At 40.4% G+C, this 12662-nt stretch carries 11 protein-coding genes and 2 tRNA genes; 3 read left to right on the top strand and 10 right to left on the bottom strand.

From position 1 onward, the window contains the following. Positions 1 to 4: 4 nt before the first annotated feature. From ACP69Y_RS01550 to ACP69Y_RS01565, 4 genes are all read right to left on the bottom strand, one after another. Positions 5 to 81, bottom strand: a tRNA-Asp gene (locus ACP69Y_RS01550). Between the two features lie 25 nt (positions 82 to 106). After that, positions 107 to 182 (bottom strand) — tRNA-Val (locus ACP69Y_RS01555). Positions 183 to 476: 294 nt separating this feature from the next. After that, positions 477 to 1004 (bottom strand): cell wall-recycling L,D-carboxypeptidase ElsL, encoded by a 528-nt coding sequence (elsL, locus tag ACP69Y_RS01560; RefSeq protein ID WP_425915551.1) that lies wholly within the window; start codon positions 1002 to 1004, stop codon positions 477 to 479. A gap of 8 nt (positions 1005 to 1012) precedes the next feature. Next, positions 1013 to 1396, bottom strand: coding sequence for a YbaN family protein (locus tag ACP69Y_RS01565; RefSeq protein ID WP_425915553.1), 384 nt, complete (start codon positions 1394 to 1396; stop codon positions 1013 to 1015). 96 nt (positions 1397 to 1492) lie between these two features. On the opposite strand from ACP69Y_RS01565, the gene ACP69Y_RS01570 reads away from it, so the two are divergent. The 3 genes from ACP69Y_RS01570 to dapE all read left to right on the top strand — a co-directional run bounded on the left by ACP69Y_RS01570 (position 1493) and on the right by dapE (position 3908). Continuing rightward, positions 1493 to 2359 (top strand): DUF1853 family protein, encoded by an 867-nt coding sequence (locus ACP69Y_RS01570; protein WP_425915555.1) that lies wholly within the window; start codon positions 1493 to 1495, stop codon positions 2357 to 2359. 130 nt (positions 2360 to 2489) lie between these two features. Further along, on the top strand, positions 2490 to 2639 hold the full coding sequence (locus tag ACP69Y_RS01575; RefSeq protein ID WP_131215624.1) for an entericidin A/B family lipoprotein: 150 nt from the start codon (positions 2490 to 2492) through the stop codon (positions 2637 to 2639). A 132-nt stretch (positions 2640 to 2771) separates the two neighbouring features. Beyond that, positions 2772 to 3908 (top strand): succinyl-diaminopimelate desuccinylase, encoded by a 1137-nt coding sequence (dapE, locus tag ACP69Y_RS01580; RefSeq protein WP_425915557.1) that lies wholly within the window; start codon positions 2772 to 2774, stop codon positions 3906 to 3908. A 73-nt stretch (positions 3909 to 3981) separates the two neighbouring features. Here dapE and ACP69Y_RS01585 read toward each other — a convergent pair whose 3' ends face one another. The 6 genes from ACP69Y_RS01585 to pilG all read right to left on the bottom strand — a co-directional run bounded on the left by ACP69Y_RS01585 (position 3982) and on the right by pilG (position 12479). Continuing rightward, on the bottom strand, positions 3982 to 4440 hold the full coding sequence (locus ACP69Y_RS01585; RefSeq protein ID WP_425915559.1) for a hypothetical protein: 459 nt from the start codon (positions 4438 to 4440) through the stop codon (positions 3982 to 3984). Between the two features lie 4 nt (positions 4441 to 4444). Further along, the gene (locus ACP69Y_RS01590; RefSeq protein WP_425915560.1) at positions 4445 to 8872 is read right to left on the bottom strand and encodes an Hpt domain-containing protein; all 4428 of its coding nucleotides are present in this window, start codon (positions 8870 to 8872) and stop codon (positions 4445 to 4447) included. Between the two features lie 173 nt (positions 8873 to 9045). Continuing rightward, entirely contained in the window at positions 9046 to 11118 is a 2073-nt protein-coding gene (locus ACP69Y_RS01595) for a methyl-accepting chemotaxis protein (RefSeq protein ID WP_425915562.1), read from the bottom strand. Between the two features lie 45 nt (positions 11119 to 11163). After that, positions 11164 to 11700 carry a chemotaxis protein CheW gene (locus ACP69Y_RS01600; RefSeq protein WP_425915564.1) on the bottom strand — a complete coding sequence of 179 codons (537 nt, stop codon included), beginning with the start codon at positions 11698 to 11700 and terminating at the stop codon, positions 11164 to 11166. Between the two features lie 5 nt (positions 11701 to 11705). Then, entirely contained in the window at positions 11706 to 12074 is a 369-nt protein-coding gene (locus ACP69Y_RS01605) for a response regulator (RefSeq protein WP_425915566.1), read from the bottom strand. A 21-nt stretch (positions 12075 to 12095) separates the two neighbouring features. Further along, positions 12096 to 12479, bottom strand: coding sequence for a twitching motility response regulator PilG (gene pilG, locus ACP69Y_RS01610; RefSeq protein ID WP_067723812.1), 384 nt, complete (start codon positions 12477 to 12479; stop codon positions 12096 to 12098). Between the last annotated feature and the right edge of the window lie 183 nt (positions 12480 to 12662).

Consider the following 12662-nt stretch of genomic DNA (forward strand, 5'->3'; position numbering starts at 1 on the left):
AGGATGGCGCAGCGGACGGGACTCGAACCCGCGACCCTCGGCGTGACAGGCCGATATTCTAACCAACTGAACTACCGCTGCACTTAAAACATTTAACGTAAAGGCTTGGTGGGCGCTGACGGGATCGAACCGCCGACATTCTGCTTGTAAGGCAGACGCTCTACCAACTGAGCTAAGCGCCCTTTACGACTTCATCGTTTGTGTGGTGCATTATAGAGAATCTATGCAGCCTGTCAAACGCTTTTCTGCCTGTTTTTGGTATTTTACGTTTGAGTGATTAAAAAATAGGTTAATCGCTATAAAAACAAACAATTTCTGCAATTTATTTAGAATTTCTTGCAAAAATTTATAAATTCATCCTGTCATTTTGACTCAAAATTTCTTAGATTTTTTGAACAACTGGGAAATAATACGATTTTTTAGCCACGATCTATATAACAATATCTTCGCTATTCATTTCTTACGATATGCTTCTATTAAGTTGTGCTTGTTTTACAATCAATTAAATTCAAACTGTGTTCTGAAATAAAGACCAATGCCTGTTCAGGAATAAGATCGAACAATTCAATCACATCTTGATTGCGCATGCGGATACAGCCATGTGACATGGGGATACCCATCGGCTCTGTGTCTGGGGTGCCATGAATATAGATATAGCGCTTAAATGTGTCACAGCCCTCGCCCTGATTAAAGCAATCTTCCAAACCGCTTAACCAGAGAATACGCGAGAGTATCCAATCCCGTTCAGGAAATTGTGCTGCAAGCGACTCATCATAGACTTCACCCGTTTCCTGTCGCGCTTTGAAAACTGCATTTTTAGGTGCGCTGTAACCAAATTTGAGTGCAACTTTATGCCAGCCTCTAGGTGTCTTGCCTGAGTTTTCTTGTTCACCAATACCGTTCTTACCTGAAGAAATCACATAAAACTTATTATGGTTTGGCAAGCTTAAGGTTTGCTCGGCTAAATCAATCCAGACATCTGCTTGTGCTAAAGTATATGACATGATGTGTACTACTCTGCTTCTTTGATCGGTTCATTCGAAGGTTCAGGACGTAGCCACAGCCAAATGGAAACCGAAAGCATGGTCAAGTTGGTAAATACTTTGACCAATAACGGCGCATTGGTAAACAGCATAATCATGGCGCTAATCAGCATCATGATACTGGCAAACCATTTCGCTTTACGCGGCACAGTGCCATTTTCACGCCATGATCGCAAGGTCGCCCCATATTTAGGATGATTGAGTAGCCAGACATCCATTTGCGGCCAACCTTTTGAGGCAGACCAGGCGGCTAAAATAAGAAATACTGTTGTTGGCATACCCGGCAAAAGTGCACCGATAAAGCCCAGGATGACAAAAATCATCACCAAACTCCGCCAAAACAACATCTTCATAGCACTGTCCTATACGACTAATTGCGGTAGTATAAAGTGTTTTTGCATATTATCCGTTGTAATTCTGCACTTTTTAATTTAGCGCTGGGTGTTTCTATGTTTGCTTTAAATCAAGCGTCTGATCTTGATGAACCTTGGCTTCAATTTAAAAACTTACTGGTTCGACAACTGGCATTTTGTCTAGCCAGCCCGAATATTTTAGCTGCTATTCCACCAGAACTCGTGCTCAAACATTCTTTTCAATTACATGCCAATGAAACATGGGCAAAGCATTTTCAGCATTATCATTCAAGATTGCTTTATTTAGATCAACATCCTCAAGAATTACAAGTCTTTTTACAACAGCTTAAAAGTACCCGTTTAGGCCTACGCTTTGAAATGTTTATCTGGTTTTGGCTGCTGGATCAAAACTATCATCCCTATGAATTACGCGGTCACAGCATTCAAAAAATAGCGGGACCTAAAACCTTGGGCGAACTCGATTTTCTGGTATTGAATACCGAAACCAATCAAGTTGAACATTGGGAAGTGGCTTTAAAATATTACTTGGCTGAACGGGATTTTTCTTTGGCGTATTGGTATGGCTTAAACCGTAGCGACACCTTAATTCGAAAATTAAATCACTTTAGCCAAAAACAATTTCAATTTGAAGATGCACTTGAATATAAGATTGAGCGACGCTATGCAGTGTTAAAAGGTCAACTCTATCTTCCTGTTGAACCTACACAGCAAGTCATTCCACCCTGGGTCAATCTCAAACGGCGATTAGGCTATTGGGGAAGTCATATTCCTCCTCAAAATTCACATTTTTATCGTTTGCAACGACAAGAGTGGATCTGCCCAGCCTCTCATTTGAGTAGTGAAACTGCGCACTGGTGGATCAATGGTTTATATCTGCAAAAAGATAAGCCCAATTTCTATATGTTCAGACATGCACCGCTGCTTTCCCAAAGAGTTGAATGATTAACTTTATGAGAAATGTCTACCTTTATAACAATTGATTACTTTTCTACCATCAAAAACTCATATTTTTTACGTCAGGTATTATTTAACCTAAACTCACATCAAAATAATGAATTACTTGGAGATGATGATGAAAAAAATTCTAGCAACTTCCCTTATTATGGCATTTGTTTTAACTGGTTGTAATACATTTAAAGGCATGGGTAAAGATGTATCCAAAGCTGGAGATGCCGTAACCCATACTGCTGAAAAAACTTCTGACGAAATCCGCAAAAACTAATTCGTTATTAGTACATATGAAACCCTATCCTAGATAGGGTTTTTTTTATGGCAATTTTATCGCAGTCGTTCACATTCAAGGGCATATTCGCCTATTATAGTGCTGACAAATTTATCGACTTATGAAAATCGCATGACATCTTCCGCTACCCTTGATTTAAGCCTGCAACTGTTACGTCAGCCTTCTGTAACCCCGATCGATCATAGCTGCCAAACCATTATGGCGGATCGTTTAGAAAAAATTGGGTTCAATATTGAACCGATGCGTTTTGAAGATGTCGATAATTTATGGGCACGTAAAGGAACCGAAGCTCCGGTTTTATGTTTTGCAGGTCATACCGATGTTGTCCCAACAGGCAGCTTAGATGACTGGAACTCGGATCCATTTGTACCCGAAATTCGTGATGGCAAGCTTTATGGTCGTGGCAGTGCAGACATGAAAACTGCACTTGCAGCCATGGTAGTTGCATCTGAACGCTTTGTTGCAAAACATCCCAATCATAAGGGTTCCATTGCATTTTTGATTACTTCTGATGAAGAAGGTCCATCGATCAACGGAACGGTAAAAGTCGTGGAAGCCTTAGAAGCACGTAATGAGAAAATGACCTGGTGCCTCGTGGGTGAGCCTTCAAGTACCAATCAATTAGGTGACATTGTTAAAAATGGTCGTCGTGGTTCGTTAAATGCCAATTTAACCGTTAAAGGCAAACAAGGGCATGTGGCCTACCCTCACCTTGCGATTAACCCTATTCATACCGCATCTAAAGCTTTGGCTGAGCTTTGCGATACCGTTTGGGATAATGGCAATGAATACTTCCCTGCAACGTCTTTCCAAATTTCAAATATCAATGCCGGTACAGGCGCAACCAATGTCGTTCCTGGCACAATGAACTTACTGTTTAACTTCCGCTATTCAACTGAGGTTACAGCGGAACAACTCAAGGCACGTACTTTGGAAATTCTTGACCGCCACAATGTTGACTATGATATTAACTGGACGCTTTCAGGTTTACCCTTCCTGACTCCAGTCGGTGAACTGGTGAATGCGGCAAAGAATGCGATTCGTAATGTGACGGGTATTGAAACTGAACTTTCGACCAGTGGCGGCACGTCAGATGGTCGCTTTATTGCCCCTACCGGTGCTCAAGTGCTTGAGTTAGGCGTTTTAAATGCCAGTATTCATCAAATTGATGAGCATGTAAATGTTGCTGATTTGGAGCCGCTTGCTGAAATTTATGAACAGATTTTAGAAGGCTTATTGGCCCACTAAAACTCCAATAAATAAAAAAAGGAACTTTTAAAGTTCCTTTTTTTATGACTCATATTTGAGCAAGTCGTTAAAATTACAATCCTAAAGAAGATTGAATTTGAGCTAGATTAGGGATATGAAAAACTTGATCTGCCATACGTACATATTGAAATACAGCCGGATCATTTAAATCCCGTTCATCGTCAACCACTTCAGAAATACGTAGACGAATAGTTTTTGGCATCTCATTGCACATCAGGGCAAAACGTTGACTCACCTCATCTCCTTCAATTACCAAAGCCACACCTGCTTTCTGTTCAGGATTATTCACCGCATAGACAGGTAGCTTAAGTTCATGCCATTCCACAAATGGAACTTTCGTGGAACTATCCAGTGCTGACAAAACGATATTTTGTGGTAATACCATCGCCTCCTTACCATGACAATCAATAATATAAGCATCGATAAATCCAGTCGACACGGTAATAAGGTGATGTAACTCTTGTTGTGTAATTTGATTCAAAGCAGAGTTTGAAACACTATTTTGGCTCATTTATTTACCCCTGACTGGTCTCTAACAAGTTTTCAACATTGCTCAACAATTCTGCTTCCTGGAATGGTTTACCCATATAGTGGCTTACACCCAGACTGAATGCACGTTCACGGTGCTTCTCACCTGTTCTTGAAGTAATCATGATAATTGGTAAATCTCGATGCACTTCATGGTGACGAACAAGGTTAGTTACTTCAAATCCATCCATACGTGGCATTTCAATATCGAGCAACATCAAGTCTGGTTTCACATTTTCAAGTTGTTCAATCGCATCGACACCATCTTTAGCCGTCACAATGTCATAACCCTGACGTTCAAGTAAACGTGATGTCACCTTACGTACAGTAACCGAGTCATCCACAATCATAATTAAGCGACGTGCATTATTATGACGGGACAGATCACGCTGATCTGACAGATGTTTAGTACGTTGGGTGGTTTGAATTTGACGCGCAATATTTTGACCATCCAGAATCAGGCAGACCTGACCATCACCCAGAATGGTGGCTCCGGCAACAACCCCAACACTCGAGAATTGCTGACCAATCGGTTTCACCACAATTTGTGCACGTGAACCAATCAACTGGTCGACCAATAACGCGATGGTTTGACCACTATTGCCTTTAATTAATAGCACTGGTAAAGAATGCGCAATATTACTTAAACGTGGTAACGGCTGGTTTGCAACAAACTCGGATAAATAACGTAGTTTGTAATTGGTGTTATCAATTTTAAAGAAGTCATCTTTACTATTGAAGTACTCTTCCAATGTAGAAGGCGCAATTCGAACAATACGGTCGATTTGAGCCAATGAAATCGCAAATTGCTGATCACCCGCTTTTACCATCAAGGCATCACTTACCGCTACTGTGGTTGGTACGCGAATAGTAAAGGTGGTTCCTTCTCCAAGATTTGAATCAACAGAGACATGACCACCGAGTGCCTTAATTTCACTTTGCACCACATCCAAGCCTACGCCACGACCAGAAATCTGGGTGATTTCTTTCGCAGTACTGAATCCGGGATGGAAAATCAATTGCAGGATTTCTTGTTTATCGAGGAATTGATCGGCTTTAATTAAACCTAAATTTAAGGCCTTTTCTTTAATCTTCGATTCATCAATCCCTTTACCATCATCACTAAAAGAGACCAGTACATCTGTACCTTGACTGCTGATATTTAAGACAATTCGTCCTATTTCAGGCTTCTGAACTTCACGTCGTAATTCAGTGTCTTCCAGACCATGGTCAATCGCGTTACGAAGCATATGTTCAAATGGCGTCACCAAACGCTCAAGAATGGTACGGTCCAATTCACCTTCAGTGTTTTGTACAATCAACTCTGCTGGACGATTCAATGTGGATGAGGTTTGACGCACGATACGCTGTAAACGTGGCAACAGGCGATCAAATGGTACCAGACGCGTACGCATCAAGCTTTCTTGAATCTCGGCTTGAATACGTGATTGTTGTAACAATAGACCTTCTGTATCACGAATTTTTTCCGCCAAGGTGGTTTTAAAGTCCACTAAGTCAGATGCAGATTCCGCCAATGATTTTGACAATTGATTTAAAGATGAATATTGGTCCATCTCTAATGGGTCAAAATCAGCATAACGTGAATTTTCTGAACCATGTTTTGCAATAATTTGTGACTCTAACTCACCTTCCATTCGACGTAACTGGTCAGCTAAACGCTTCATCGCCAATTCCATCTCATTCAAGGTATTACCAAGTTGGCCCAAGTCCATTTCGATACGTGAACGGTTAATTGCATTTTCACCAGACAAATCGATCATTTTTTCCACCAATTCGGCAGAAATACGGATCATTTCATTGCTGTTATCTTGTTGTGAACTTAAGTCCCACTCACCCAACATTGCAGGTGGTTCAGTACCATCACCCTGAACAAATTCAAAGGTTTTTGGCGCAGATAATAGATCGGCTTGAGTCACACGATTTGGTAGTCGAGCGGTTACATCAACAAATCCAATCGACTCCAAGCTTAATTTTAGACTATCAAAATTACTGTAATCACCTTGGAAGATGGCCTGTTTTAACCATGCAAACGTGGTCTGTAATAATAGGTCGTATACATTCGAGTTAAAATGATGAACCGCAAACTGCTCAAAAGTGGTTTCTAGTTGATATGAAATGGCAGCTACAGGTTCATTTTCAATCATACGTGCACCACCCTTAAGACTGTGGGCGGCACGTTGTAATTGAAGCAGTAAGCTACGATCGCTTCGTTGATCAAACCATTGTTTTAATAGATCATCTGTAGATTCTAAAATCTCTTCCGCTTCTTCCAAGAATGTTTCTTCTGCAATTAAGCGAATACTATCCTCAGGATCGTCAACAACTGCTACATTTTGCGAAATAAATTCTTGTTCTATTTCATCATCTAAAGCAAGTTTCTCCGCTACTGGTTCTGCTAATTCATACACATCGGTTTCAGCTGCAACATTTTCAACTGCAACCGTATCCAGCACAGCAATGCTTGCAGACTTGCCTTGCGAAATTTCTTGAATATTGCGCAAAATCTCAATCGATTCAGCACCAGAGTAGTCAATATTGTCTTCACGAATAATTTGAATTCGATCTGATACATCATCCTGAACTAAACGAATAATACTAATCAGTTGTGGCGTAACTGTTATTTGTTGACGAATCACACGCTCATAAATTGACTCTAATTCATGGGAAATTAAGCCAATATGAGTCGCTTGAATCATATTTGCACCCCCTTTCAGGGTATGCAGATAGCGCATTAAATTATTCAGTGCAGTGGTATTGGCCGGGTTCTTGCTCCAAGTATTTAAATCTTGGTCAATCCCACCCAACAATTCTTCTGCTTCTTCCAGGAAGATATCCAGTAAATCTGCATCGAAATCACTGTTTGCCTCAGCTGCATGCATTTGAGCACGATCAGAACGCATTCTTTGTGAAATTTGTGCAAGATCTACTGTCGTAGTTAATACTGGATTTGTTACAGCTACAGGCAATTCTTCAACTACAGATTCCGCACTTTCAAACTGTTCAAGGTCTTGCTGCACAAAGGCAGAAAGATCACTCAATATTTTCTGTACTTCATCAGTTAAAATGACACGTTGTCCTGCGGCCAAAGTATCAAACAAATGAATGAATTCTTGGTGCGCTTGTCCAAACAACTCATATGCATAATCGGTATTGAGTAATTCTGGCTTTAATACCAATTCTTCATAACTTGACTTTAATTCATGGGTAAATTGATGAATGCCAGCCGCAGCACGATTATCAGTATGATCTAGTAAATGTTGAGCCTGTTCACTTAAGGCCTGGATGTATTCCGGGTATTCAACCTTGACACGTTTTTCAAATTCGAATTCAGCATCGAGTAACAAATCAATATTTAATGCAATCAGCTTAGAAACCAGACCTTGAGGATTAACCCCTTCATCTACTTCAGCTGAAGTAAAGCCATAGTTATTCCATGCATCATTAAAGGTTTCATATATCACATCAAGTTTTTGCATTTCACCCTGTCTGAGGGTATGCAAATAATCACCCACAAACTCAGCATACTGAATCAGCAAAGCCATTTGTTTAGAGGTCGAACCAATTTCTTCTTGTAATAAGGTTTTAAATAAATTTTCTACCTTGGTACTGGCTTCAAAAACCTGCTCGATTTGAGCCATGGATGAACTGCCGCGCAAGGTATGTAATGCACGAATGAGAGCGTTATAATCTTGTTTATTTTCATGTTCATTTTTCAAGAACTGGTCAATCGTTAACAAGTGCTCTTCAGCTTCTTCAATAAAGATCGCAACTGTTTCTTCAATATCATTATTGGCGGCTATTTCAACAGTCTGTTCTGAAGCTTTTATTATTGCTGCTTCTTGCTCTACTGCGCTGGATCCTGTTTCATGCAATTCTAAACCAGTCATACCATCTTCAGCAGTCAAGGTTGTAGAAAGATCCAGTAATTCTTCCAAAGCAGGTTCTAAGCTTAGTTTTTGCTGTATTTGCTGACCCAGTAAAACCAAAGGTCGTAAATCAATATCAGCCAGCTGAACGGTTTTGAAAATTGGATATAACTTATATTGATAAATTTTGAATACAGTTTGAGCGAAGCGTTGAACCACTGTATCCAATGGAACCGCACCCGAAATGACACGATTTAAAGTATCTTCAACAGTCCAGGCCAATTCACCGGCAGATTTTGCTCCCACCATTCGTCCAGAGCCTTTAAGCGTATGGAAATGGCGGCGAATAGTATTCAAGATTTCTTGGTCATTGGGATTTTCAAGCCAAGTCGTAAATAAAGTACTTAACTCAACGAAGATTTCTTCGATTTCTTCAACAAAAATTTCTAAAATTTCTGTATCTTGATCAAGATAACTATCTTCAGGAAGCGTAGTCGTTTCAACTAAATTTTTTAATATTTCTTTCATAGTTTAGGCTTCTTACGTTTATCTGCCACCAAGAAGGGTGCTCAAACTTAATTGTCACCATCACGCGAGACCTAACTTTGAGGTTAAGTTCATCTTGTCGATGCTTTATCTGTGATTTATTGATGTGCCTTACCCTAAAGTCAGACACATCACCCCAAAGCTTTCGTATTACCTTAGTCCGGTAATTTAAAGTCAGTTACAGATTCACGTAGCGATTCGGCCATATTTGCCAATTCAGATACTGAACGTGCGGTATCGAAAGTTGCTGTTGTGGTTTGTGAAGTAATTTCCTGTACAACATTCATCGTGGTTGCAATATGGCCTGCAGAAGCAGACTGCAGTTTTGCCGCATCAGAAATGTTGGCAATCAATTTCGCCAGGTTGCTGGATACGTTTTGAATTTCATCCAGTGCTACACCGGCATCCTTAGACAAGTTCGCACCACGTACAACCTCGGAGGTTGTTTGTTCCATGGAAATAACCGCTTCGTTGGTATCTGTCTGAATGGTTTTTACCAAGCCTTCAATCTGTTTGGTTGCAGATGCTGAACGTTCAGCAAGACGCTGTACCTCATCGGCTACCACGGCGAAACCACGGCCTGCTTCACCTGCCATCGATGCCTGAATGGCCGCATTCAATGCCAGGATGTTGGTTTGGTCGGCAATATCGTTAATCAACGCAACGATGTTACCAATTTCTTGAGAAGACTCACCCAAACGTTTAATACGTTTTGAGGTTTCCTGAATCTGCTCACGAATCATGTCCATGCCTTCAATTGAACGGTTTACAACATCCGCACCATTGGCAGCAATTTGCACTGAACGCTCTGCAACGACTGCAGATTCGGTTGCATTTGAAGATACCTGGTCAATCGACATGGCCATTTCGTTAATTGCAGCAGAGGCACCGGCAATTTCTTGTGCCTGGTGTTCAGATGCTTCCGCTAGCTGGTTAGTAATACCCTGCGTATTGGCAGTATATTGCGCAACTTCTTGAGAAGTTTCGGTAATACGCGATACTAGGTCACGTAATTGGTCAATCGCGAAGTTAATCGAGTCGGCAATCGCACCGGTAAAGTCTTCTGATACCGTTGCGTATGAACGAAGGTCACCATCTGCCAAGTCAGCGATCTCATCCAGTAAACGTAAAATCGCATTCTGGTTACGGTCATATTCTTCTTGCAGGTTAGCTACACGCTGTTTATCTGACTGACCACGTAATGTAAGCAATTTAAATACACAGATCAAAAAGCCAACTAAACACAAAATTAAAAATAGTGCAGGAATAGCAACCGACCAACTTGAACCGGCAGATAACTTATTCAGGTTAGTCAATAGCTCATCTGATTGGGCAAAAATTGAAGATGAGGCCTGACGTACTTTTACAATTTGAGTCGAGTTTTTAAGAATCGTTGCGGACGCAGATTTTAATACATCGTCATATTCAGCTTTGATGCCTTCCAGTGATGCACGTAAAGCTGGATCAGTAATACGCTCCACACCAAGTTCAGCACTACCATTCAACTGTGCTTCAAGATAAGAACCAAATGTTTCAGTATCGGCACTAAAGTCGTCTGCTGACTCACGAGAGTTATCACTACCCGTTAATACCGAACTAATGGAACGAAGAATACGTTCTGCAATGAATACCTGGTTTTTCGCAATGACCACCTGGTTACTCGGCATGTCTTGACGTGCCATTTGGTCAACCATCAAGTTATATTCAGCCTGAATACCAGGAATGGTTTCACCAATGGCAATATTGGTATCATAAAGCTGGTTAATCATTTTTTGTTGGGAAGAAATTAAGTCAATCCCTTCTGAGACTGTTTTCCATTGCCTCTCAACTTCATCCACCGCTGGAGTATGCGGATGAATATCCTTCACTGTTTCAAGGTTTTCTGTAAAACCTTTTTGAGATTGTACTAATTTCTCAATTGATTCTTTGGTCCCTGAAGCGGTTGCTTCAGTTGCCTGACGAGAAATCGTCTGTGATAAAAGACGTAAATCACCCACACTACGTGTTAATTCATTGTTACGCGGCACACTATAGAATAAGTACAGCAACAGGAATAGTGCGACGACCAGACAGAATGCTGCACCCAAAATTAAGGGTTTGGACTTCTCACTGTCACCAAATACACGTGATAATTGATCAGTTTGTGATTGAATCTTAGCCAATAAAGCATTACCAACCTTACGGTTGCTGCCTTCACCTGTATTTTTCTTTTTAAGTTTAAAGCCCATCCAGCTTCTCCCCGACTTTCGCCATCATTCTTCAGCGCGCGAATATTAATTTATAAATTTTATAGATGCATTCATGTATTTTGGGTTTTGCAATAAACGACTAAATAAGAAAACATGCCAGTGTTGATTATGTTGATAAAAATATCCCTGACAATATTCTTGCAAATTGCTGTCTAATTCACTGTGTTTAGAAAAGAAACTCTTCTTATTAAAGTGTTGAATCCCCAAAACTTGATCTACAACCAAACCGACATAATGGTCATTATGACTAATACACAGTACTTTTTGAGTGGGTGAAAACTGAGTTCGGTGCCCGGAAATATATTGAGCCAAATCAGCCACTGAAAGTAACCGCCCCCGAATATTAGCCAGCCCCATCACCCATGCTTGAGTATTCGGAACCGGCGTATATTTAGGTGGATAAATCACTTCCGACACTTCACCTAAAGGAGCCACAAAATATTGCCCCATCATCTCAAAAGCAATGCCTGACCATCGGTTTACTTCATTTTCAGTGGTAACGTAGTTTTTGTTGCCACGTTTAGCCAGCCGAAGTAATTCGATAAATCCATTAGCTGCCATAGAGCTTATCCTGCATTGAGGTGGTGTTTAATCACATCAATTAATTGTTTTTCGTCTACAGGTTTGGTTAAATAATCACTTGCCCCTTGACGTTTCCCCCAAACTCGGTCAGTTGCTTGATCTTTGGTACTGACAATCACAATCGGAATGTGTTTGGTCGTTGTACCACGTGCAATTTGACGTGTTGCTTGGAAACCATTTACCCCAGGCATTACCACATCCATTAACACAAGATCCGGTAACTCTGCTTGTGCCATTGTGACACCATCAGCCCCATTCGCAGCCTCAATCACATCAAAGCCATGTTTAGTTAAAATTTCTTTAAAACGGAATGTTTCTGTTGGTGAATCATCAACAATAAGGATACGTGCCATGCTTTCCCCCAAAAAATAAACTTATGCTGTTACGTGATTACGGATTGCGTTTAACAATTCATCTTTACTAAAAGGTTTAGTTAAATACTCATCCGAACCGACAACACGCCCTTTAGCCTGATCAAACAAACCATCTTTACTTGACAGCATGATGACCGGAATATTTTGATAATTTTGAGAATTTTTGATTAATGCACAAGTTTGATAACCGTCCAAACGTGGCATCATAATATCGACAAAAACGATATCTGGATTGGCTTCAGCAATTTTTGCCAATGCTTCAAAACCATCTACTGCGGTTACCACTTCACAACCTTCACGCTGTAGTAATGTCTCTGCTGTACGACGAATGGTTTTTGAATCATCAATCACCATGACTTTTAGATTTTGGAATTTATCGTCCATTTAATGACCCTTCCCATTTTTAGAGTGTACAAACAATTTGAGTAGAAAGTTTGATTACAAGTTACTAACATTTTTAACATATCTTTACTTTCATTTCCAATGAACATTTCCACACAAAGACGCATTTTCTTATTTTTTCAGTAACAGCTTCACACTTTCCATCGGTCAATGATTTTTTTTTGA

Source organism: Acinetobacter sp. TSRC1-2, assembly GCF_049895885.1.
Taxonomy (GTDB): domain Bacteria; phylum Pseudomonadota; class Gammaproteobacteria; order Pseudomonadales; family Moraxellaceae; genus Acinetobacter.